This window comes from Aromatoleum sp., assembly GCF_036675785.1.
Lineage (GTDB): Bacteria > Pseudomonadota > Gammaproteobacteria > Burkholderiales > Rhodocyclaceae > Aromatoleum.
The window spans coordinates 1-22,354 of the sequence record NZ_JAKFEF010000027.1; the positions used below are offsets into that span (position 1 = coordinate 1).

Genomic DNA, 22,354 nt, shown 5'->3' on the forward strand with positions numbered 1-22,354 from the left:
AAGCACGAGCAGCACGCCGCGGCGGAACGCGCGCGCCGCGAGCGGCAGCAGCAGCGGCAGCAGCCACACGCCGATCTCGCGCGGCCGCGCGGCGCGACGCGTCGCGGCGACCGCTGCCGCGCCGTCGTCGAGCCTCGCGGCGAGCACGCGGATGTCCTCGTCGTCGGCGCGCAGCGGGAGATACACGCCGCCGGTCGCCTCGGCCGCGCGCGGCAGGGCCTCCGCGGGAGCGGACTGCCCCGCGGGCGGGTCGGCGGCGTCGATCACGGACAGGCGCTGGTTGCGCTCGGCGAGTTCGACGGCGGCCTTCGCGACGTCGTCGGAAGGTTCCCGGTGTGCGGTGATCCATACCACGTCGCCGCCGCGCCCACCGTTGCGCGCGAGGACGTCCGCGGCCATCCGCAGCGCGCGTTCCGGGCGGTCGCCCGGAAGCGGGACGATCCCGGGCACGAGTTCGGGAACCAGCAATGCGAGGGTCGCGGCGTCGGTCGTCGGCGGCGCGACGAGGTAGGGCTCCTCCGCGTACGCGATCAGTGCGGTTTGTCCCGGCGCGGCCTGCAGCAGGTCGAGGAGTTTCAGCTGCACGCGCTCGACGCGCCGGTCGCCGCCTTCGCCGGCAGCCATTGCCCGCGACAGATCGACGACGAACACGCGCGTCGCGCCGCTGCGGTAGGCGAGTTCCGCCTTTCCCGGCAGCGCCGGACCGGCGAGCGCGACGACGGCAGCGATCAGGCCGGTGCCGGCGAGGCCGAGTGCGCGGCGCCGCCCGCGCGGCGAAGCGGGGATCGTCACGTGCGGCAGCAAGTGCGGCGCGACGACCGCGCGCCAGGCGCCCGCGTCGCGCTGCCCCTGTGCGAGTCTCCGCAGCAGCAGCGCAAGCGGCGCCAGCGCCAGCAACCACGCAGGGCGCAGCAACTCGATCGTGCCGAGCGTCGCGAGCAGTTCGCCGATCGCGTTCATGCGGTTGCGGCGCGAGGCCGCCTCAGCGCGAGCCAGGCGAAGAGCCCGAGCGCAAGCCCGAGCGGCCACGGATGGAGTTCGCGGACCGGCCGCAGCGACGCGTCGCGCACGACGGGTTCGAGCTCGTCGATGAGCCCGTAGAAGGCCGCAAGCGCTTCGGCGTCCGCGGCGCGGTGGTAGCTGCCGCCGGTTTGCTCGGCGATGCGGCGCAGCGTGGCCTCGTCGAGACCGGCCGAAGGCGCGTCGTCGGGAGCGTTGCCGGCCGCGCTCGCGCGCGGCGCGCCGAGCCCGACCGCGTGGATGCGCAGCTTTGCGCGGGCGGCGATCCAGCCGGCCTGGACCGGGTCGAGGTTTCCGCTCGTGTTGGCCCCGTCGGTCAGCAGGATCAGCACCTTGTCGCTGTCGCCGGACTCGCTTTGCCGCGCGGCGGCGAGCGCGATCGCGTCGCCGAGCGCCGTTTCGCGGCCGGCGAGTCCGACGGCGGTGGCGGCGAGCGCCGCGCGCACGGCGGCCAGATCGTAGGTCGGCGGCGTATGGAGATACGCGCGTTCGCCGAAGACGATCAGGCCGACGCGGTCGCCGTCGCGCCGGGCGACGAAGTCGCTCGCGAGGGTGCGAGCGACGTGCAGGCGTTCGAGCGGCCGGCCGTCGAGCCGAAGGTCGGACGTGGCCATGCTCGCGGAGACGTCGAACGCAATCATCAGGTCGCGCCCGCTGACCGGCATCGGCGACGCGTCGTCGATCCATTGCGGTCGCGCCGCCGCGACGACGAGCAGAAGCCAGATCGCCAGCGCCAGCCGCAGTTCCGGTCGCGAAGCGGGCGCCTGGACGGTGGTGAACGTGTCGCGATCCGGCGCCGCCGTCGCGAAGTCGTCCGCGGACGGCACCCGCAGCGCGACGTCGGCTGCGGCCGGCGGTAGCCAGCGGCGCACCACCCACGGCAGCGGCAGCAGCAGGAACATCCACGGCCACGCAAGCGTCACGGCGCGTTCGCCTTCAGCCAGCGGCGGACGAGCGCCATCAGTGCTTCGTAATCGGCGTCGTGGGGCCGTTCGTCAAGATCGGATCGCGCCGCCCGCCGATAAGGCAGCGAATCGAGCAGCGCTCCGATGCCGCCGCCAAATTCGCCGTTGCCACCGTGCTCGTCGAGAAACGCCAGCCATGCCGGCCCGACGAGGCCGGCGACCCGGCGCTGCGGGAAACGCCACGACGCGTACCGACGCAACAGACGCGACAGCTCAGCCGCGAGCCGCGCCCGATCGGCGTCGTGCCGCCATCCCAAGGCAATACGGTCGGCTTCGCGCAGCGCGATGCGCAGCGGTCGCCGTCGCGCATGGCGGTGCGCGAGAACGGCGATGACCAGCGCGAGGGCCGCCGCGACGAGCCACCATCCGGGCGCCGGAGGCCACAGGCCGGGTTCGGGCGGGAGGTGAAGGTCCCGCAAGCCGTCGAACGTCTGCGCCGTCATGCCGGACCCGTGCGTGACGGCGAGGCACGCGCCGGCTGCGGAAAGCGTGGGCTGCCGAGCGCCTGCAGGACGCGGATCGGATCGTCCGCGGTCGAGAGGGGGATCAGCGATGCGTGAAGACGCCGGGCGAGTGCCGCGAGCGCGCTGCGGCGTTCACGAAACCGATCGCCGTACGCGGCCCGCACGGCTATGGAATGCAGGTCAATGACACGTTCCCCGGCCGCGTCGGCGATCCGGTATACGTCGGGCGGGGGCGGTTCGGCTTCGAGCGGATCGAACACGTGGACGAGCGCGAGCGACCCGCGGCCGGCGAGCGCCGCGAGGGCCGTCTGCGCGTCGGCGTCGAGCGTGCGGAAATCGCTGAACACGACGACGGCGCCGCCTGCGCGTGCGGTGCGCTGCAGCGCGCGTAGCGCGTCGCATAACGTCGCCGGCGACGCGGCCGGCCGCGCCGTGCCCGTCGCCCGCCGGCCACGATCCGAATCGTGCGCCGCCGCGGCAGCGCCGGTCGATCGCGTCGCCCGGTGCGCGCCGTCCGTGGCGAGCGCCCGCATCAGTTCGAACGCACCGCGCTGCCGCGACCGCGGCGGGACGACACGATAGCCGGTGGCATCGCACACGACTCCGCCGACGCTGTCGCCGGCCTCGGCGGCGGACCACGCGAGCAGCGCCGCGGCGCGCGCCGCGAGCACCGACTTGAACGCGACGCGGGTGCCGAAGCGCATCGACGGTTGCCGGTCGATCAGAAGCAACATCGGGCGTTCGCGCTCGGCATGGAACACTTTCGTGTAGGGCCGGCCGCGCTTCGCGGTGTGACGCCAGTCGATGCTGCGCACGTCGTCGCCGCGCTGGTACGGGCGCAGCTCGGCGAACTCCATGCCGCGACCGGGCTCGCGCGCGCAGTGCATGCCGGGAGCGGGCGGGACTGCGGGCGGCAGTGCCACGTCGAGGCGCTGCCCGGCGCCGCCGGCGAGCCGCCGACGCAGCGCGACGAGTTCGGCGAGCGACGGGACGGCCGGGGCCGACGCGACGTCGACCGGCGCGGTGGCCGGGGCGAACCAGCGCGACCACGCGGAGTTCATGGCACCGGCACGCGCTCGATCAGCGCGACCACGAGCGCGTCGACGCTTTCACCTTCCGATTGCGCTTCCCAGCTCGGCACGACGCGGTGGCGCAGCACGTCGGGCGCGAGCGCCTGGATGTCCGCGGGAGAGACGTAGTCGCGCCCGTGCAGCCAGGCGCGGGCCCGCGCGCAGCGTTCGAGCGCGATCGCGCCGCGCGGGCTCGCGCCGAAGCGCACGCGGGCGCCGAGGTCGGCGCCGTACGTCTCGGGTGCGCGGGTCGCAGTGACGAGCCGGACGATGTAGTCCTCGAGTTCGGGCGCGAGGTGCAGGTCGAGGACCTCGCGCCGCGCCGCGAAAATCTCCGTCTGGGTAAGTGCGCGCTGCGCCGTCGGGGCCGCGGACGGTTCGAGCGCGCCGCGCGCTTCGTCGCGCGCGAGACGCAGGATCCCGCGCTCGGTCGCCGCATCGGGGTAATCGACGCGCACGTGCAGCAGAAACCGGTCGAGCTGCGCTTCAGGCAGCGGATACGTGCCTTCGTGCTCGACCGGGTTCTGCGTCGCCATCACGAGGAACAGCCCCGGCAGCGGGAAGCTCGTCTGCCCGACCGTGATCTGCCGCTCTCCCATCGCCTCGAGCAGCGCCGATTGCACCTTCGCCGGCGCGCGGTTGATCTCGTCGGCGAGCAGCAGGTGATGGAACAGCGGCCCGCGCTCGAAATGAAAGCTGCCGTCCTGCGGGCGGAAGATCTCGGTGCCGGTCAGGTCGGCCGGGAGCAGGTCCGGCGTGAACTGGATGCGATGGAAGTCGGCCGCGATCATCGCTGCGAGGCTGCGGATCGCGCGCGTCTTCGCGAGTCCCGGCGCGCCTTCGACGAGCAGGTGTCCGTCCGCGAGAAGGCCGATGAGCAGCCGCTCGACGAGCTGCGGCTGGCCGAGCACCGCCGCTTCGAGGCGGGCGGCGAGCTGACGGAAAACGTCCTGGAGTGACATGCGGGGTGCGGTGAGGTGACGGTTTCAGGTGGGCGCGCGGACGGTCCGTGCAAGCGCCCGCCGGTGGCGGTGCGTCGCGAGCGCGAGGAGGACCGCGAGGATCAGTGGTCCGGTCTGGACGCCGAAGGTCGCGGCGACGGCCTTGACCGGCAGCAGCGCGGCCATCGCGGCGGCGAGCGTGACGACTTCCGCGCGCGAGGCGCCACGCTCCCGCATGTCGGCCCACAGCCACGCGGCCCCCGGCACGACGAGGACCAGGTCATACAGGTAAGTCATCGGCAGCGCCAGCGGCGTCGCGACGCACAGGATCGCCGCCTGCAGGCCGAGCGTGTCCCGCCGGCGACGTCCGCGTGCCCACGCCCATACGACCACGCCCGCGGCCAGCGCCGCCGCGGCGTATTGCGCGCGCCAGGCGGCACCGAGGGGCAGCCCGGCCATTTGCACGGTGGACAGCACGGTCGTCATCGGCACGAAGTTGAATGCGCCGGCGCCGAACCCTTCGAGGTGGAACAGCGAGGTGCCGATGAACGCGAACCACGGGTCGTCGCCGAACGCGAACACGCTCGCGACGATCGTGGCGAGCACGGTCAGCGCGGCGGCCGCGAAGGCGCGCCAGTGGCCGCCGGCGATGAACGCGAGCGGAATCAGGACGCCGAAATGCGGCTTCACGCTGGCGAGGCCGATCAGGACGCCGGCTGCAATCGGCCGCCGCCCAAGGAGCGCGAGGCCGAGCCCGATCAGCCCGGCGCTGAGAAAACCGGTCTGGCCGTACATCACGTTGAAGAACACCGGCGGCGCCGCGAGCGCGAACGGCCACGCGAGCCGGTTGGGCAGGATTTGCCGCATTGCCGCGAGGTAAGGCAGCGCGGTGACGCCGAGCCACGCGAGCCACGACAGCGTGTAGGGCAGATAGGCGAGCGGGGCGATCAGCAGGATGAACGTCGGTGGATACATCCACGGCGCGAAGCCGACGCGGCGCGCCTGCTCGTCGCTGATGCCGTCGTACATCGCGTGCGCGGCGCGGCGCCCGGCGTCGGTCATGCGCTTCGGGTCGTACAGGTGCTCCGCCGGCATTTCGCGCACGAGCATCGAGGCGGCGTAGGTAGGGGTGTAGTCGGTGAAGAGCGGCCGCTCGCCGCGCTCGGCCCGCGCATGCCCTTCGACATGCGTCCAGGCGACGAATCCGAGATAGGCCGCAACGACCAGCCAAAGCGCGGCGATGAGTGCGGGCGGGCTTCCTGGTGGTAGTGCTCGTGACGTCATCGTCAAGTGTTCGGGCCGCGGGCGACGGAAGGCGTTGCACCGGGCGTCCACCGGCGCGGGGCGGTGGAACGGGATGGCCGGCAGCGCGGGATGTTCGCCGATTCGAGGGGGCGTGTCCATATCGACGTTCTCACAGTCTCGACGTTCGTGCCCTGTGCAGGGGCATCCCATGGGGTAACGTCCGCGGCTTGTCGAATTTGGCCGGCCTTCGGCTCCGACGGCCGGCACCCGGATCCGCCTTGGCGACCTCTGCGCCGAAAATTCCCCCCTTCCATCCTGCGGCCCGGCGTCCGCCAATGAGGCTTGCTGCGCGAATGCTGCGCCAGTTCGTCGACGTTTAGGCCGCCCGTCGCGCCCTCCGCGCCCCGGACAGCCTGCCCCTGCTGTCGATCGAAACGGCGGTCGAGTGCAACGCCCGCTGCGGGATGTGTGCGTACCCGACGCATTACCCCCCGGACGGGCCGCCGCTTACGACCGACGAGCTGCGCACGATCGTCGACGACGCCGCGGCGCTCGGCACCCTCGTCATCAGTCTCGGCGGCGGCGAGCCTTTTCTGCGTGCGGATGCGGAAGCGATCATCGGCCACATCGACGGGCACGGCATCACGTCGCTGGTGCACAGCAACGGATCCTTGCTCACGTCCGCGCGCCTGTCGCGTCTTGCGGCGCACCGGCGACTGGCGCTGGTGCTGTCGCTCGACAGCCACCGCCGCGCGGCGCACGACGGACTGCGCGGCCTCGCGTGCTTCGACAGGGTGGTCGCGGCGGCGCGCCACCTCGCCCATCACGCGCCCCACGTACGCCTCGGCTTCACGTTCACCGTCACGGCCCACAACTTCCGCGACATGTTGGGCGTGATGCGGCCGACGTGCGACCTGGGTGTGCGGACCGTGCGCTACACCCCGGTGCATGACAATCTGCCGGGCACGCCCCACCGGTGCGGCGTACTTGGGGCTTCAGGCGCGCATCGGCCTGCGCCTGCTCGACAGCCTCGACGGTCGTGTCGCAGTGCGCCGGGATCTTGCGCGCGCCGGCTCGCCGGTCTGCTCGGCGAGCGGCCGGCAGCCAGCGTGCGCCGCGGCGAGAACGGCTATTTCTTCGTTGGCCTCGTCGAGGGGTGCGCGGCCGGTCTGCGGCGCCATCTGCTGGCTGCCGGAATCGACGCGGGGATCGGCTCCGAGGTCGCGGATTATTGCGGCGATCTCGGATGCGGCGGCGAATGCCCGGTCGCACGCGAGGCGTCCGCACAGGCGATTCAATTGCCGCTGCACGAAGGCCTCACCGACGCCGCGCTGCATCGCATCCGCGACGTCTGCGCGGGACGTCTGCGCCCTTTGAATACGGCGCAGGGGGTGCCGCCTGCGGAGACGGACGGCGCCGCCTCGGCACCCGGTTTCGCGCGCCCGCTCCTACGCGGGACGCTGCGGCGCGCCGGCGGGGCGAGCGCTGTGGCGGAAGGCGACCAGCAAACCGAAGACGATCGCCAGCGCGGCGGCCAGGAATATTCCCTGGACATGCAGCAGCCAGCGTATTTCCGCCGCGGCCCTTAGCGTCGCGGGCGACGAATCGAAGATCATCGGCAGTTTCCGGACCCACCACGCGATCGCGGGCGTGACGAAGCCGGCGAGCAGCACCAGCCGGTAGAGCCACAGCCGGGAGCGTTCCGCGAGCCCCTGCGCGAGCCAGAAGAACAGCGGAACGAGCACGAGGCAGTCGTATTCCTTGAGGCGCGGGAGCATCAGCGTCACACACGCCAGGGCGGCGAACGCGCGGTCGGCCGGCGACGTTAGGCGCGCGCAGACGCGCAGCGTGAGCGCGAGCAGAAACGCGCACCACGCGACGTAGGCGGCGGCGAGAACCGCCCAGTCGCCCTGCGCGTAGCCGGCAAGCTGCATTACCCGCATGAAGCCGAAATGCGGCTGCGCATGGACGATCGGCAGGATCAGTTCGAGCCACGCGGAGAACGCTTCCGGGTGCAGCAGCGCGTCGATCACATACCACAGCGAAATCGCGGCGGCGGCGAACGACACCGCGAGATGATCGCGGCGCGCGACAAGCGGGATCAGGAGGTAGAGCGCGTAATGCGGCTTGAAGAGTGCCGCGACGACGCACAGTGCGACGATCCACGACGGCCGCTCGTCGATCTTCGAAATCGCGACAACGATGAAGCCGGCAAGGACGATCGACAGATTTCCGGACGCGGTCTCGAACACGAATATCCCGCACGAAAGCGTCAGGAAAAACAGCAGCGGCAGCAGCGGCGAGCCACGGTTCATGCGCACCGTCGAGCGCGCGAGCGCGACGAGCGCGGCGGCGTACAGCGCCGCGTAGCCGATGACGAGGGCGTTCATGCCGACGACGCTGACGAACGCCGCGAGTACGCGGGTAATCGCGGGCGCGGGCATGTACTGGAAGCGGTTGCCGGCGCAGCTTCCGGGGTACGCAGGGTCGAGATAGGCGTTCGGCTCCCCGGTCGCGAGCATCGCCTCGATGCCGCACGGAAAGGTCCGCGCGTCCCAAAAGAACGCGCCGTAGTCCGCAAGCAGCACCCAGGCGATGAGGACCGCCGGCACTCCGACGAGGAGCACGCCGGCCGTGCGGGCGAGAAGCCCGAGCGGTGATCGGACCGGCAGTCGGTCAGCGGTGTCGGTCATTTCGCGCCGGTCCGTACGGAGGGTCCGATCGCCATGCGGGCCGGCCGGCGCCGCAGGGCGGTCTTGCTCAGGCGGATCCGGAACGCGTTGAAGATGAACTCGGAGACGTCGGCGATCCGCAGCTTGGATTTCCCGAGCTGTCGCTCGACATACTCGACGGGAATTTCGCGGATTCGCGCACCGAGCGCGCGTGCTTCATGGAGCACCGCGACCTGCATCGCGAATCCGCTGACGCGCAGGCGGTCGAGGCGGATTTCGTGAACGAGCGTGGCGCGGATCGCGCGGAATCCGGCCGTGCAATCGCTGACGCTGCCGAGGTCGAGCAGCCGCCGTGCGAGCAGGTTGCCGAAGCGCGAGTTCAGCCTGCGCACGAGCGGCCAGCGGTGCGACACGCTGCCGCCTCCGACGTAGCGGCTGCCGATCGCCAGGTCGGCGCCTTCTTCGAGCGCCGCGATCAATCGCGGCACATCTTCCGGCCGGTGCGAGAAATCGGCATCCATCTGAACCACCGCGTCGGCACCGAGTTTCTCGATGGCGTGACGGATGCCGCGAACATAGGCCCGGCCGAGGCCGAGCCTGCGATCCTGCAGCAGATGCACGTCCGGGACGCGGCGCTGCAGCGTCCGGACCGCATCGGCCGTGCCGTCCGGCGATTCGTCATCCACGACCAGCAATGCGATGCGGTGCGGAAGTCGCGTGCAGGCCGCGCGAACGCCGTCGACGAGTGCGACGATGTTGGCGCGCTCGTTGTAGGTCGGAATGACGATGACGATTCTCATGACGGGGTTCGTAACAACGACAGGCAGAGCCGCTCGGCGGCGTGCCTAGATCGCGCCTTTGTGCAGTGCCCGCGAGACGAACGGAATGCCGAAAAAGGTGAAGAACGCGACGACGAACGTGACGACGATCAGGATCGAGTTCGTGCGCGGCCGCGTATGGAAGGACGCGCGCAGATGCAGCGTCAGGCCGATGCACAGCCAGGTCACCAGCGACCAGACTTCGAGCGGATCCCACGACCAGTAGCGTCCCCAGGCGTCCTGGGCCCAGATTGCGCCGGAGACGATGCCCAGGGTGTCGAAAATCAGCGCGAGCGCCATGCAGCGGTAGGCCGTGTCGTCGAGCGCCGCGTCGGCGGGGAGCGTCGAAAAACGGTCGCCCGCCAGCCCGCTGCCGCGCAGCAGGATGATCCCCGCGATGCCCAGCGCGATCAGCGCCGCGCCGAGGAAGAGCTTGATGAACGCGATGTGGATGTAGAGCCATACCGTGTCGTAGGTCGGCGGCAGCGACGTGACTTCCATCGGTGGCAGCAGCATCCAGCCCAGCACCATCATGACGACCGGCAGCACGACCGCGGCGAACGCGCGCACGCGCGGCAGCAGCGCATAGCCGACGACGACCGCCGCCATCAGGCCCCAGACGTTCGCCGAGAGCATTTCGAACATGTTGCCGACCGGCAGATGGCCGACGCGCGTCCAGCGTGCCGCGATCGCAATCGTATGCAACAGCAGGCCGACCGACATCAGCGCGAGCAGCGTGCGCTCCGGGCGGCGGCGGAACACCAGCGCCCACATCGCGATCGCCGTCGCGAGCGCATAGGCAACGAGCGCCGACCAGAAGGTACCGAGTTCGATCGCGACGAAGTTCATGGCTTGAACAATTCCGGGAAGCGGTCGCCCGCCTTGATTTCGTATTCGGTTGTGCCGTCCGGGCGCCGGCTTTCCGGGCGCTGCATCTTCACGCCCACGCCGCGTCCGTCGCGTCGCACTTCTTCCGCAGTGAAGCCCGGCGGAATCCCGCGAGTGGGTCCCCACGGTCCCCGCCCGAGTTGCGCCTCCCATTCCCAGATCGCCGAGCGTGCCTGAGCGACCTTCAGACGGTACGGGTCGGGATTGTCGACGACGTGCAGGAAGCTGCGCATGCCGCCGAGCGCGGATTCGACATCGCCCATCTCGTCCGACGCCGCGGCAAAGCCGAAATAGGCGTCGGCGTAGCGCGGGTCGAGATCGATCGCGCGCTCGTAATAGAAACGGGCTCCGGCCGGATCCCCTTTGCCCTGCAGAGCCCGTCCCATCTGGAAATAGGCGCGCGGGTCATCGGGCGCGAGCGGGCCGGCGCGATGGATCACCTCGGCCGCGGCCTCGTGCCGGCCGGCCTCGATCAGCGTTTCGGCCTCGGCAAGCAAGGCTGCGGCCTTCTGTGCCCGTGCCTGGCGCACGTGACCGGCCGGGTCGGTGCCCGGGTCGATCCGCGGTTCGGCCGCTTCGCGCGCTTCGGGGCGGTTTTCGGCGGGCGCGGCTTCGAGGCCGGCGAACGCTGCCTTCGTTTCCTGCGCCACGGCAGCTTTCGTCGATCCGTCGATGCCCTGCCCGGGCAGAAGCGTGACGAGATACGTCAGCGATACGATCGAGATCGCGACGAATACGAACGCGAGCGCACGGACGTCGCGCGGCCGACGCGCGTTCGCCGGTCGAAGGCCGGGCGTCCGGGTCGCGGCGCTCATGGTCGCGCGACCTTGGCAGTGCCGCGAGCGAGCATGTCGCGCAGCGTCGCGGCGTCCAGCGCGAAGCGGGTGCCGTAGCAGATGAACGTGCCGGTCGGCTTGCGGAGTCGCCGCTCCGACACGGATATCGCCTGCGGCTCGGAGCCCCAGCGTCCGCCTTTCAGGATCTTCATCGGTTCGTCGAGATCGTTGCGCTCGGTCGTCCCGTGCGAGGCCAGCGGCGGATTGCGCATGCCGTCCTCGAGCGCGGCGTCGAACGTCGGGTTGTACCAGTCGGCGACGTACTCGAAGACGTTGCCCGCCATGTTGTACGCGCCGTACGGCGAGCGCCCTTTCGGGAACGCCGTGACCGGTGTCGGATGGCAGGCAGCGTCGAACGCGAAGCCGCCGTACGTGTCATCCGGGTACTCGTCGCCCCACGGCCAGGTGCGCCGGTCGGTACCCCGCGCGGCTTTCTCCCACTGGGCCTCTGTCGGCAGGCGAAAGCCCATCCACCGCGCGAATTCATCGGCGAGCTGCCACGACAGGTGCGTCACCGGCAGGTCGCGCGCGGAGTCGACAAGGAAGTACTTGCCGTCCGCGCGACGCTGCACGCCGCAGCCCTCGGTCTCACCGTCCTTGTATTGAACGCCGAAGCGCGCGAGCCCGGAATTCATGAAGCGCTCGAAGTCGCGCGCGCGCGCTTCGTACTTGGCGATGTAGAAGTTGTCGAGCCAGACCCGCACGTCGCGGTACATCGGCTGGTCGATGTCGAGTCGGGTGATGTCGCCGTTCTCGACCGAATACCAGAACCAGCCTTCGGGCACGAGCACGAACTCGACGCCGTTCGCGATCACTTCGCGTGGCAGCGGGGCGGGGGCGGCTACAGCGGCGGGCGCGGCGGCGAGCAGGGCGAGGGATAGCAGCAGAGCGCGCATGTCTGACCTATTTGCTGCGGACGAGACGGAAACCGAGAGTTGGAAGGCTCTCGTCGGCGGGGTACCGACCGCGGTTCGCACAGCGCATGTGCATGGGTTCGGAACGGTGGCTGCCGCCGCGGATCACGCGGTCGGCGGCCGATTCTCCCGCTCGCGGGTCGAAGAGATCGTGTCGCGCGTAGGCGTCGGCGACATAGCCGTCGTCCACCCATTCCCAGACGTTGCCGAGCATGTCGTGCAGGCCGAACGCGTTTGCCGCGAGCTTGCCCGCCGGCCGCGGCGCGGCCGTGCCGTCCTCGTTCTTGTTGTACCACGCGCGGTCGGAGGCCTCCCGGCCGGTAGGCACCGACTCTTCCGCGGCGCCGCCGCGGCACGCGTATTCCCATTCCGCTTCGGTCGGCAGACGGAAGCTAATTTTCGATCCCGGCCCCGCGCCCAGCCGCTCCGCGAAGGCACGGGCCTGACTCCAAGTCACCCCGCTCACGGGGTGGTCGGCGGCACCGATGCCGGTCTTCGGATCCATGATCCGGCGCCAGTCGGCGTTGCGCGTTTCGTACTTGCTGATCCAGAAGCCCTCGACGCAGACTTCGTGGCGGGGGTGCTCGTCTGCGGCGAGGTCGCGCGCCGCCGGAAGATGCCGGAACATCGCGTCCGGTGGCAGGGCGACCGCCGTGTCCGTTCCCATCTGGAAGCAGCCCTTCGGAATCCAGACGAACGGCATGCCCGTGCGGGGCTCGATCCAGGTTCGCGGCGCGTTCTGTGCCTGCGCGCCGCTGCACAGCATCAGGCCGAGAGCGAGCGGAAAGTACCGTATCACTTTGTTTTCTCCAGCGAAGGCCGACGCCGCAGGAGCCGGGCGTAAAACCACAGCAGGCTGGCGACGGCGACGACGGTCGTTGCGACCAGCCAGGGTTTGGTCGGGTCGTAAATCAGGCGGTATCCCATCCAGGAGCCGAGGCCGGTATAGCTCAGCTTTCCGCCCTCGAGCGCGGCGGTTTCGCCGGGCCGCAGTTCCTGGCGTCGGTCGCCGACGCGCAGCACGAGGCGGTGGAGCATCTGCCCGGCACCGAGACCGACCCGTTCGCCGGCTTGCGGCTCGGGAACGCGGTCGAAGTCGAGCATGACCCAGACCTCGGGACCGCCGGGCAGCGCCCAGGCGCTCGCCGGCGCGTAGCCTCCGCCGTCGATTTCCTGCAGCTGCACGGTGCCGTATTCGACCTCGCCCTCGGTCGGTTCCCAGCGGAACACCGGCGAAAAGCCGCGCCGCGCAGTGGTGTAGATGCGGTAGCCGTCGAGCACGAGCGGCGTGTCGTCGCCGATCTCCGCGACCTGGCTGTTTCCCGCTTCGTCCCACCAGCGCACCGCGTTGTAGGTCGCGTGGTAGTCGCCGCGCTCGGGGAATTTCTCGGTGAAACCCTCGTTGGAGAAACGCAGCGCGGACAGCCGGTCCGGATGCAGCGGTCCGCGGGACTGCGTCAGGAAGGTGTTGTCGAATTCGGTATCGGCAGTCAGCGCTGTCATCCCTTCGAAGTAGGTCAGCCGCGCGACCGTGAAGAGGGCCACGAGCGCGACGAGCGCGAGGTGGAAGACGAGCAGCGGCAGGTCGCGGCGAAAGCGCGCGTTGGTCGCGACTGACGCGGCGAGGTTGACGCCGAGCAGCGTGAACGGCGGCAACATGACCGCCGTCGGGTCCCATCCGGCCTCGGCGACCGCAAGCGCGCCGAGCGCGAGCAGCACGAAGATCGCGACGGTCCACCGCGGCGATGCGAGTCCGAGCAGCAGGCGCCGTCCGGCGCCGTGCGCGACGTCAGCTCCCACCGTTCTCACAGGTGCTGCTCATCCAGTCTTCCGAGTCGCTGCCGCTGCCGCAGCTGCCCATCGTCCACGCGTTGCTGCGCTGCCAGGTCTTGATCCGGAGGATCGCCCGGTAGTAATACGGCTCGATCGTTACGCGGCTCGATCCCGAAACGTTCGTGCAGGAGTCGGAATAGCCCGCTCCGCCTTCACGTTGCACGCACGCGAGGTTGACGAGGAAGGCCTTGTTCTTCCAGCCGTGCGGGATCGCGATGTGGCAGCTCGTGCACGACGAGTTCTGCTTCGACGAGAAGCTGTGGCTCGCGTCACCGTTGCGGAAACCGCCGGCGGTGTTCGCCGGGTTGTGGCAACGGCCGCACAGGTAGTTGTTGCTGTTCGAGCTGTCGATACCACCCGGCTTGACCGCGTTGCTCCAGATTCCCTTCAGGAGGAAATTGTTGTTCGACCCGTGCGGCCCCTGCACGGTCGGCTCGTTGAGCCCGGTGGCGTCCCCCCCGTGGCAGTCGGAACAGTGCATCGTCTGGTAGCCGATGTTGGCCTTCGTGTTGAACGGGGCGCGGATGTTGGTGAACGTCGTGCTGCCGCCGGTGCGCTCCGTCGATGTTCTGCCGGTCGGCATGAGGACGGGATGCCACGAGCGATGGTTCGTGGCTTCCGGCGTAAAGGTGCTGTCGTTGCCGGTTTCGCCCTGGTCCTTCCCTGCCGCGGAGGGAGGATCGGTGGCGCTGACGGCAAATTCCGCGGCGACGTTCGTGTAGCGGTTCAGGCCCATCGTGCCCGCCGATGTGCCGCCGGTGTAACCGAGCCACGGCATCAGGCCCCCGGCGGTCCCGCCGTAATCCGAGTGGCACTTCAGGCAGAGCTGGTATTCGCGCGTGAGGTAAGGCTGAATTCTGTCGGTGCCCTTGCTGGCTCCGGGGTCGCCGTACTTCACCGTGTAACTGGGCGCCTGCGGCCAGGTCGTCACGGCGCCGTAAGTCGGTTCGACGCCCCACGTGCCACGCAGGACGCCGGACGCGATGTTGCCGTCCGCGCCGAGAAGTCCCGCAGTGCCGCCGGCGACATGCGTCCGCCGGGTGCTGTTGGCGTCGCCCGGCTCGCCGTTGAACAGGCTGTTGCGGATGACGCGGTGCGGATTGTGGCAGTCGGTGCACTCGGCGTGACGGTTGTCGTGGTTGCCGGCACCGAGTTGTTCCGGGTTTTCGATGAAGTCCGCGTTGCCGATGTTGTGCCGTTCGGTGCTCGAATAGGTCGGCGTCGTGCCCTTCTTGTATCCCTGCGTGTCGGTGGTGATCGGCATGCGGCGGGTCTTGGTCGTGAACTGGGTCTTGATGTCGGGAACGGCGCCGGTGATCACCTTGGTGGCGTCGCCCTGGTGGCATTGGTAGCAGGTTTCCGCGATCTCCGACGAGGTGGCGGGATCGCTGGCCGTCGAACCGGCCTTGTAGAAACTGCTGTCGGCACCGGTGCCGCTGCCGCTCACGCCTTCGCGCAGCAGCCGCCGCGATCCCTGGACCGAATGCGTGTCGTGGCAGTTCAGGCACGCCGCTTCCCAGACCTTCGCCGGGCTTCCGTTTACAAGGAAATCGCGGCGGTTCGTGGCCGCCGCCTCCGGTGTGTACGTTTCATCGGCGACCAGCGGATTCGCATGCGCGGAGTTCGACCAGCTCGTGCCGAGCTTGTTGTGGCAGCCGAGACATATCTGGTCGTTGTCGGCGATGAAGTCGCCGCCGGCCGGCGCGACTTTCTGCAGCCGGTTCAGGCGCAGGAAGCGGCTCGCCTCGAGGTGCGGGTCGTGGCAGCTCGTGCATTGCACCTTGCCCTCGTGGTCGAGTGGCAGCATCGGCTTCGCGTCCGAACTCCGCGGTCCGACGACCGTCCGGCCGCCGGCCGAATAGGGGGGCTGGCGCAGTTCGCCGTCGGCGCTCGCGAGGGTGGTGTCGAAGGTGAACGAGATCGGATGGTCGTTGCGCAGGTCGACGCCGAGGTTGCGCGTGAACCCCGTCGTCTTGCCGAGGCCCTCGGGCATCGTGCCGGTCAGTCCGGCGACGGCGGAGGGATTCTCCTTGCCGTCGAGCACGCCGACCGTGCCGAGCGCGAGCGTGCCGTCGTGGCAGGACAGGCAGAGCTTCGACGTGCCGCCGGGGGGAGGGAGGGTCTTGATTCCGTTCAGATCCGCGACGGCTTCTGCCGCGTTGAGCGAGTTCGACTGGTACGGCGAATAGGTGGCGGCATACGTGTTGGCATCGTTCGTGCCGCCCCCCAGCTTGCGGTTCCACAGCGGCGCCGGCGCGGTTGCGTTGGCGGCGTGCGGCGTGTGGCAGAACACGCAGATCTGGTCCTCGGCCGTCGCCTTCGTCGTCCCCGGGCCGCTCGCCGAGAGATTGTGCTTCGTTGCCGCGATGTTCGCTTTCGTGTTCAGTTGTGCCGGCACTGCCGCGACGTAGGCGAGCAGCGCGAGCGCGACGAGCGCCGGGACGCGGATCTGGCGAAGTGTTTGCATGACCATTCGTCGGTCGTGGATATGAGGTCGCAAGCTCGGGCTCGGTCCGCTGCTCGTGACGGGATCAGGGAATCGGCGCGAAGGTGCGCGCCTCGCCCTGGCGGAAATCGCGCTTCGCCGCGCTGACCTTCTTCAGCATCGCCTTCACTTCGTCGGGCATGCGCTTGGCGGCGGCCATGTCCTGCATCTGGTTCGACAGGTAGGAGTGGTTGATCAGGATGTCGAACACCGACAGCATGAATTCGCGTTTCCAGTCCGACAGTTCGTCGAGGTTCTGGAACTTGTGCATGAAGAAGTTGCGCGACGCGCGGCCGAGCTCGCGCTCGACTTCCTCGAGTGTCATCGCTTCCGGTTTGACGACCGGCTGCACGAGGTTGTACTGGCTGTAATCCTTGACCGCGACGTGCGGCTCGAGCTGCGGGTAGAGGTCCGCGTACGGCCACGGCGCGATCGCGAGGAAGAACGCCATGTCCGGGTTGTACAGCTTCGCGAGCTCGACCGCGTCGCGGAAGGTCTGCGGCGTGTCGCCCGGCATGCCGAGGACGAACGAGGTTTCCGAGACGATGTCGGCCTGGTTGATGATCTCGATCGCGCGGCGCGAGTCTTCGGCCTTCGAGCCTTTCTTGAAGAGGTCGAGCGTCGCCTGCTCGCCGGCCTCGACGCCGACGTAGATGTGCTCGATGCCCGCGAGCGCGTAGCGGTCCATGATGTCCTCGTCGCGGACGATGTCGTCGACGCGGGTTTCCATCAGCAGGCGCACGCCGGGCTTGCGCTCGATCATCAGGTCGAGGATGCGCTCCCAGCGCTTGCGGTCCAGCGTCGGGATCTCGTCGGCGAGCATCGCGACCTCGACGCCGTGCTTCGCGTGCAGCATTTCGAGCTCGGCGACGAAGTTCTCGGGGCTCCTCGCGCGCCAGCCGCGGCGCCAGAAGAGCTTCTGCGAGCAGAACGAGCAGTCCTGCTGACAGCCGCGCGCCGACGACACGATCGCAAGGCGCGCGTCCTTCTTCGCGCGGTACTTGTAGATCGGCCATTCGACGAGGTCCCACGCGGTCGGCAGCGCGTCGAGGTCGCGGATGAAGCCGGCCGAACGCGTCGCGATGACGCCGCCGTCGCGCCAGAACGAGAGGCCGGCGACCTTCGCCGGGTCGTCGCCGGCATTGAGGCAATTCAGCAGCTCGGGCAGCGTGCGTTCGCCTTCGCCGCGCACGACGAAGTCGATCGCGTCGTGATCCGCGCGCAGCATCTCCTCGTAGCAGAACGTTGCGTGCACATTGCCGATGACGGTGACGACTTCCGGGTTGACCGTCTTCGCGAGCCGCAGCAGGCCGGTCGCGGCGACGATCGCGGCGGTGAAGGCGGACGTGCAGACGACGTCGGGACGGAAGTCCTCGAGCCGCTTGCGGATGTCGTCCTCGTTGTGCCACAGCGACATCGCGTCGTAGTAATCGACTTCGTAGCCGGCGGCGCGCAGCGAGCCGGCGATATAGACGAAGCCGACGTTAAGCCAGGTGCCGGCGGATTCGACGACGCCGGAATGGTAGGGGACGGTGACGAGCGCGACGCGCCTGATCGGGCGCGGGCGCGGGATCGCGGGCGCGGTGCGCGGCGGCGGAACGAAGGTCAGCGGGGAGTGGAGCGTTTTCATCGTTTCTGGCTTCGGTTCCGGCGCGTGCGGCGGGCAAAACGGCGGAATGGTAGGTGAGCGGGACGCAGGTTCTGTTGATCGAGATCAACGTGACCGGGATTCCCGGGGAAATGCTGCCGGGATTATTCGCGGAGTGGAAAGCGTTCAGTGTGCGGGCATGTCGGAGCGGCTCGGCGCCGGGGGATCGGCGGGGCGCGGGAGCGGGTTCGCGAGCATCTCTTCGCTGAGTTCGTCGCACGGACAGACCGGCGGCGTCATCGGCAGCGAGGCACGTGCACCCGGCCGGCGCGAGCGGGCGAGACCCATCTTGAACTTGATCGAGAAATTCACGTACGCCTCGAGGAAGCGGAAGATCCGCTTGTCGCCCATCGGCCCGACGACGCGCTCGGACGGCAGCGGCGCGAGCTTGCCGTCGACGCGCTTCGCGCGGCCGACGATCTGGAAGTCGCCGTTTTCGGCGAGATAGCCGAGGTTGTCGGTCTGCACGGCGAGCACGGTCGGCAGGTTCGCGAGGTCGTAATGGCGCAGCAGGCCGACTTCGCCCGCCGGCAGCGGGCGAAGCGTTTCGACGTCGACGACTTCGACGCGCGCCCACGGCGGGACCTTGCGCCGGCGCGCCGACGGCCGCCCGGACACCGCGGCGCGCAGCGTGTCGTCGAAGTAGCCGGTCGCGGTCTCGGCCATGCCGAGCACGTTGACGCAGTGCGACGCGGGAATGCCGAGCACGTCGGCCGCGAGGCGGAAGAAGTCGTCCTGCGTGAGTTCGCCGAAGCGGCCGCGATAGCCGCCGCCGTCGCCGATGCGGCTCCCGGCCGGCAGCCGGAAGGCCAGGCCGCGCGCCTTGCACGCGTTGAAGAAATACACGAACGCCGAGGTCGAGCCGATCATCGCGACCGGTCCGCCGGTCGACTCGGACTGCTCGAGGGCGGCGATCAGCGCCTTGATGTCGAGGCCGGAATAGTCGAGCAGGAAACGGCTGTCGGCGGTGCCGAAATGCCGCCGCGTCTCGTCCATGCCGATCGCCATGCCCATCGAGGGCGCCATCTCCGGGCTCGGCGCGAGGATCAGCACGCGGCAGCGCTGGCCGTCGGCGAAGTCCGGGAATAGGTAGGCCGCAGTCATCACGCGGTTGGCGGTCAGCACGAGTTCGCGGCCGACCTCGTCGCGGAAAATCTGGCCCCGCCGGTTCGCGGTCGTGCCGCTGGTGAGCTGCGCCATGACAGCCTGCTCGAACGGAAACGATGTCACGATCGCGGACTTGAACGCGTCGGTCGGAAAGGCGGGAATTTCCCGGATCCGGGAAATGCGTTTGGGGTGAATCCCTTTTGCATCGCAGAACTGGCGGTACGCGGCGTTCTTCTCGTACTGCCAGGCGAAGAGCTCGAGCGCGAGTCCGTCGAACGGCGCGGGGTCGCCGTCGACGCCGCCGGCGAGCATCGCGCCGATGCGCTGCGCGAGCGCGTCGCGAACGGGGTCGGGCGCGGCGACGGGTGCTGCGGGGTGACTCATCGGTGCTTCCTCACAGGCCCCATGCGACGACGAAGCCGGTGCCGATCAGGAAGGATGTGCCGAGGACCGCGTGCTTGATGATCAGCAGCCGCTTCTTGATATCCTTCATGCCGCTGCCGTCCCAGGTGCGGTAATAGAAGAAGCGGAACACGCCGGTCAGGATGATGCAGCCGAGCGACGCGAGCGTGACCCAGAAGAAGAGATCGACGAGTTCTGACATCAGCGCGAGCTGTCCGGCGTCGAGCGCGGGATCGGCGGCGCGCTGGCGCAGCACGAACATCGTGACGAAGCCGCCGAACCACAGCCCGGTGAAGAGGTCGTGGGAGAAATCGTTGATCAGGATGAGCCAGGGTTTCATGCGCAGTCGGAGCGGGAAGAGGTACCGGCGGAATGTAGCAAGAATCGGGCCGTTTCTATTTGATCCGAATCAGGCCGATCCCGTTCCCGGCGCCGGCATAGCGCGCCGTCCCGCTCCGCTCACGGCGGGCTCATGCACGTGTTCGTCATCCAGTCGCCGCCGGTCCCGGTGGTGTTGCCGGTGCCGCCCTGGCTGTTCGGGATGCGGTCGCCGGCCGCCTTGCCCGCGGAGCCGCAGTCCGATTCGCTCCACGTCGCGTTCTGGCGGAAGTTCACGATCTTGAGCTTGGCATTGCGGTAGTACGGGCCCTGGTTGTAGGTGTTGCTGCTGCCGCTGATCGCGACTTCCTTGCTGCCGGTCTGCCCCGCCTCGGCGCCGACGTCGTTGAGGTTGACGAGCAGCGACTTGTTCTTCCAGCCGTGCGGCACCGCGACGTGGCACCAGTTGCAGCGCGAGCGGCTGAGCTTGTCGGAGGCGCTGTGGACGTCATGGCCGTCGCCGCGGCTCGTGCGAAAGCCGGTCGTGCCGCCGCCGCTGCCATAGACGGTCGAATGGCACTTGAAGCACAGCGCGTTGCTTTGCCCGCTGCCGGTGCTGGTGTCCCACAGCCCCTTGAGGAGGAAGTTGTTCGTCGAGCCGTGCGGCCCCCACGCGCTGCCGGCCGCCGGCGTGATCGAGCCGCTCGCGGTGTTCGAGCCGTGACAGTCGGTGCAGTGCATCGTCTGGTTGCCGACGTTCGCGTTCCACGGCGCAAGCCAGGAGTTCGCGCTGGCGTTGTTGCGCAGCGCGGTCGTCCGCCCGGTGGTGTCCATCACCGGGTGCCAGGAGCGGTGGTTGTTCGCGTTGTAGCCGGCGCCGCCGTCGGTGCCTTGGCTGCCCGGCGCGCCCTTGTGAGTCAGCGGCGCCTGAAATTCGCGCGCCTGGTTCGTGTAGCGGGTGTAGAGGTTGCGCGAGGTCGCGGCCGACGGCGTGCCGGGCGTGCCGAGTTCGGGGCGCGTGTTGCCGCTCGGAAATACGTTGTCGTCGGGATAGGCGTAATCGGCGTGGCATTTGAGGCAGACCTGGTATTCGCGCGTGACCCACGGACTGGCGGCCGCGGGGTTCGCGCCGGGGCCGCCGTCGCCCTTCTTCTCGGTGTAGCTGTTCGGTAGCGCGAAGAAGCTGCGCGACCCGTACACCGGTTCGACGCCGAACGCGCCGCGCAGCGCGCCCGACGCGAGGTTGCCGTTGGGGCCGCCGGGCGTGTGCGTGCGCTGCGTGTTCGAGCCGCTGCCGTTGAACACGCTGTTGCGCAGCACGCGGTGCGGGTTGTGACAGTCGGTGCACTCGGCGTGGCGCTTCGTGATGTCGACCTGTCCGAGCGTCTGCCGGTCCTCGACGAAATCGCTGTTCCGGATGTCGTGGCTCTCGACTCCGGATTTCTGCTCCGCGGTCGTGATCGGCATGTGTTTGTTCGTCCCGCCGAAATCGGTCCTGATATCGGGCACCGCGCCGGTCGCGGTGCCGACCACGCTGCTCGCGCTCGTCGTGTGGCACTGGTAACAGGTTTCCTCGATCGCCGACGCGGTATTCGGTGCGCCGGACGATCCGAGCTTGTAGCTGCCGACGCCGGTCCCGCCGGTGCTGCCGGTGATGCCTTCGCGCAGCAGCCGCCGCGTGCCTTGCACCGCATGGGTGTCGTGACAGTTGAGGCAGGCCGCCTGCCATACCGCCGTGTTCGCCGGAAATTCCCGTCGCGTCGCCGCTTCGGACTTGTAGGCCTCGTCGGCGATCGTCTGCGACGCGTGCGACGACTGCGCCCACGCGAGGCCGAGCTTGTCGTGGCAGCCGAGGCAGATCTGATCGTTCGCCGAATTGAACGCGCCGCCGCTCGGCGTGACGGCCTGCAGGCGGTTGAGCCGCAGGAACTTCGCCGCGTTCAGGTGGGGGTCGTGGCAGGTCGTGCATTGCACCTGCCCGGCGCCGCCCGTTCCGGTCGGCTGCAACGGAAGCAGCGGCCGGTATCCCGGGCCGCGGATGCCGAGCACGCTGCCGTCGCCCGGCGGGTGACGTTGCTGCGCGTCCATCGCGCGCAGTTCGCCGTCGGCGGTCGCGAGCGCGTCGTTGTAGGTGAACGAGATCGGGTGGTCGTTGCGCAGATCGACGCCGAGGTTGCGCGTGAAGCCGCTCGTCGCGCCTTGCGGGCCTGCCGGCATCGGCGCGGGGAGCCCCTCGACGGTCACGTTCGATTTGCCGGCCAGCACGCCGACGGTGCCGAGCGCCATCGTGCCGTCGTGGCACGACAGGCACAGCTTCGAACTGCCGCCGGGCTGCGCGAGCGCGCCGAAGATCGTCTGGGCGTCGAGCGAGTTGGACGTGTAGGGCGTGTAGGTCTGGCTCGACAGCGAGCGGTTCCACAGCGGCGCGGGCGCGGCGACGTTGGCGGCGTGCGGGGTGTGGCAGAAGACGCAGATCCGGCTTTCGCTCGTTGCCTTCACCGCGCCGCCGATCGGGTTCGAGACCGACAGGTTGTGGCGGGTCGAGGCGGACGGATCGCTGGCGCAGGCGTGGCCAGCAGCCGGTGTCGGGGATGCCGGCGCTGTTCACGCGTGCCGACTGTGTCGAGGAAGCCTGGCGGATCGTCGATCCGGTGCTGGGCGAGCCGCCGCCGGTCGAACAGTACGTGCCCGGCAGCTGGGGCCCTCCGAAGGCGCGCGAGCTGATCGC

The 22,354-nt window shown here is 69.4% G+C and carries 18 protein-coding genes and 2 pseudogenes; 2 read left to right on the forward strand and 18 right to left on the reverse strand.

The features are described from left to right. From V6M37_RS07635 to V6M37_RS07660, 6 genes are all read right to left on the reverse strand, one after another. On the reverse strand, nt 1-960 hold a 960-nt coding region (locus V6M37_RS07635; RefSeq protein ID WP_332671998.1), incomplete at its 3' end, for a vWA domain-containing protein. Continuing rightward, complete coding sequence (locus tag V6M37_RS07640; protein WP_332672000.1) at nt 957-1,943, reverse strand: VWA domain-containing protein; 987 nt, start codon at nt 1,941-1,943, stop codon at nt 957-959. The genes V6M37_RS07635 and V6M37_RS07640, both read right to left, overlap by 4 nt. Continuing rightward, nucleotides 1,940-2,428 (reverse strand): DUF4381 domain-containing protein, encoded by a 489-nt coding sequence (locus V6M37_RS07645; RefSeq protein WP_332672002.1) that lies wholly within the window; start codon nt 2,426-2,428, stop codon nt 1,940-1,942. The genes V6M37_RS07640 and V6M37_RS07645 overlap by 4 nt, the downstream gene beginning before the upstream one ends. Further along, nucleotides 2,425-3,510 (reverse strand): DUF58 domain-containing protein, encoded by a 1,086-nt coding sequence (locus tag V6M37_RS07650; RefSeq protein WP_332672004.1) that lies wholly within the window; start codon nt 3,508-3,510, stop codon nt 2,425-2,427. The genes V6M37_RS07645 and V6M37_RS07650 overlap by 4 nt, the downstream gene beginning before the upstream one ends. Next, nucleotides 3,507-4,481 carry an AAA family ATPase gene (locus V6M37_RS07655; protein WP_332672006.1) on the reverse strand — a complete coding sequence of 325 codons (975 nt, stop codon included), beginning with the start codon at nt 4,479-4,481 and terminating at the stop codon, nt 3,507-3,509. The genes V6M37_RS07650 and V6M37_RS07655 overlap by 4 nt, the downstream gene beginning before the upstream one ends. Before the next feature lie 24 nt (nt 4,482-4,505). Beyond that, nucleotides 4,506-5,744, reverse strand: a complete 1,239-nt coding sequence (locus V6M37_RS07660; RefSeq protein WP_332672007.1) for a glycosyltransferase family 87 protein — start codon at nt 5,742-5,744, stop codon at nt 4,506-4,508. 389 nt (nt 5,745-6,133) lie between these two features. Between V6M37_RS07660 and V6M37_RS07665 the strand changes: the two are divergent. Continuing rightward, nucleotides 6,134-6,526: pseudogene (locus V6M37_RS07665) on the forward strand (radical SAM protein); the annotation flags it as partial. 627 nt (nt 6,527-7,153) lie between these two features. Here V6M37_RS07665 and V6M37_RS07670 read toward each other — a convergent pair. From V6M37_RS07670 to V6M37_RS07725, 12 genes and pseudogenes are all read right to left on the reverse strand, one after another. After that, on the reverse strand, nt 7,154-8,398 hold the full coding sequence (locus tag V6M37_RS07670; RefSeq protein ID WP_332672009.1) for a glycosyltransferase 87 family protein: 1,245 nt from the start codon (nt 8,396-8,398) through the stop codon (nt 7,154-7,156). Further along, a complete protein-coding gene (locus V6M37_RS07675; protein ID WP_332672011.1) occupies nt 8,395-9,177 on the reverse strand; it encodes a polyprenol monophosphomannose synthase in 783 nt (260 codons plus the stop codon). The genes V6M37_RS07670 and V6M37_RS07675 overlap by 4 nt, the downstream gene beginning before the upstream one ends. A gap of 45 nt (nt 9,178-9,222) precedes the next feature. After that, nucleotides 9,223-10,044, reverse strand: coding sequence for a cytochrome c biogenesis protein CcsA (gene ccsA, locus V6M37_RS07680; protein WP_332672013.1), 822 nt, complete (start codon nt 10,042-10,044; stop codon nt 9,223-9,225). Further along, nucleotides 10,041-10,898 (reverse strand): tetratricopeptide repeat protein, encoded by an 858-nt coding sequence (locus tag V6M37_RS07685; RefSeq protein ID WP_332672015.1) that lies wholly within the window; start codon nt 10,896-10,898, stop codon nt 10,041-10,043. The genes ccsA and V6M37_RS07685 overlap by 4 nt, the downstream gene beginning before the upstream one ends. Beyond that, entirely contained in the window at nt 10,895-11,815 is a 921-nt protein-coding gene (locus tag V6M37_RS07690; RefSeq protein ID WP_332672017.1) for a formylglycine-generating enzyme family protein, read from the reverse strand. The genes V6M37_RS07685 and V6M37_RS07690 overlap by 4 nt, the downstream gene beginning before the upstream one ends. Before the next feature lie 7 nt (nt 11,816-11,822). Next, entirely contained in the window at nt 11,823-12,632 is an 810-nt protein-coding gene (locus V6M37_RS07695; RefSeq protein WP_332672019.1) for a formylglycine-generating enzyme family protein, read from the reverse strand. Further along, a complete protein-coding gene (locus V6M37_RS07700; protein WP_332672021.1) occupies nt 12,629-13,633 on the reverse strand; it encodes a cytochrome c biogenesis protein ResB in 1,005 nt (334 codons plus the stop codon). Before V6M37_RS07700 ends, V6M37_RS07695 begins: the two co-directional genes overlap by 4 nt. Further along, nucleotides 13,623-16,133 (reverse strand): multiheme c-type cytochrome, encoded by a 2,511-nt coding sequence (locus V6M37_RS07705; protein WP_332672023.1) that lies wholly within the window; start codon nt 16,131-16,133, stop codon nt 13,623-13,625. The genes V6M37_RS07700 and V6M37_RS07705 overlap by 11 nt, the downstream gene beginning before the upstream one ends. Before the next feature lie 499 nt (nt 16,134-16,632). Then, nucleotides 16,633-17,781, reverse strand: a pseudogene (locus V6M37_RS07710) (B12-binding domain-containing radical SAM protein); the annotation flags it as partial. 144 nt (nt 17,782-17,925) lie between these two features. Next, on the reverse strand, nt 17,926-19,290 hold the full coding sequence (locus tag V6M37_RS07715; protein ID WP_332672027.1) for a LuxE/PaaK family acyltransferase: 1,365 nt from the start codon (nt 19,288-19,290) through the stop codon (nt 17,926-17,928). A gap of 10 nt (nt 19,291-19,300) precedes the next feature. Further along, nucleotides 19,301-19,648, reverse strand: a complete 348-nt coding sequence (locus tag V6M37_RS07720; protein ID WP_332672029.1) for a hypothetical protein — start codon at nt 19,646-19,648, stop codon at nt 19,301-19,303. A 119-nt stretch (nt 19,649-19,767) separates the two neighbouring features. Continuing rightward, entirely contained in the window at nt 19,768-22,125 is a 2,358-nt protein-coding gene (locus V6M37_RS07725; protein WP_332672031.1) for a cytochrome c3 family protein, read from the reverse strand. A gap of 92 nt (nt 22,126-22,217) precedes the next feature. On the opposite strand from V6M37_RS07725, the gene V6M37_RS18720 reads away from it, so the two are divergent. After that, nucleotides 22,218-22,354 (forward strand): hypothetical protein (locus tag V6M37_RS18720; RefSeq protein ID WP_442880997.1); only part of this gene is annotated, 137 nt, incomplete at its 3' end.

What these genes read in the sequence shown, in the direction of transcription:
- V6M37_RS07645 (WP_332672002.1), bottom strand. Translation starts at nt 2,428, where the DNA reads ATGACGGCGCAGACGTTCGACGGCTTGCGGGACCTTCACCTCCCGCCC.
- V6M37_RS07650 (WP_332672004.1), bottom strand. Translation starts at nt 3,510, where the DNA reads ATGAACTCCGCGTGGTCGCGCTGGTTCGCCCCGGCCACCGCGCCGGTC.
- V6M37_RS07655 (WP_332672006.1), bottom strand. Translation starts at nt 4,481, where the DNA reads ATGTCACTCCAGGACGTTTTCCGTCAGCTCGCCGCCCGCCTCGAAGCG.
- V6M37_RS07660 (WP_332672007.1), bottom strand. Translation starts at nt 5,744, where the DNA reads ATGACGTCACGAGCACTACCACCAGGAAGCCCGCCCGCACTCATCGCC.
- V6M37_RS07670 (WP_332672009.1), bottom strand. Translation starts at nt 8,398, where the DNA reads ATGACCGACACCGCTGACCGACTGCCGGTCCGATCACCGCTCGGGCTT.
- V6M37_RS07675 (WP_332672011.1), bottom strand. Translation starts at nt 9,177, where the DNA reads ATGAGAATCGTCATCGTCATTCCGACCTACAACGAGCGCGCCAACATC.
- ccsA (WP_332672013.1), bottom strand. Translation starts at nt 10,044, where the DNA reads ATGAACTTCGTCGCGATCGAACTCGGTACCTTCTGGTCGGCGCTCGTT.
- V6M37_RS07685 (WP_332672015.1), bottom strand. Translation starts at nt 10,898, where the DNA reads ATGAGCGCCGCGACCCGGACGCCCGGCCTTCGACCGGCGAACGCGCGT.
- V6M37_RS07690 (WP_332672017.1), bottom strand. Translation starts at nt 11,815, where the DNA reads ATGCGCGCTCTGCTGCTATCCCTCGCCCTGCTCGCCGCCGCGCCCGCC.
- V6M37_RS07705 (WP_332672023.1), bottom strand. Translation starts at nt 16,133, where the DNA reads ATGCAAACACTTCGCCAGATCCGCGTCCCGGCGCTCGTCGCGCTCGCG.
- V6M37_RS07715 (WP_332672027.1), bottom strand. Translation starts at nt 19,290, where the DNA reads ATGAGTCACCCCGCAGCACCCGTCGCCGCGCCCGACCCCGTTCGCGAC.
- V6M37_RS07720 (WP_332672029.1), bottom strand. Translation starts at nt 19,648, where the DNA reads ATGAAACCCTGGCTCATCCTGATCAACGATTTCTCCCACGACCTCTTC.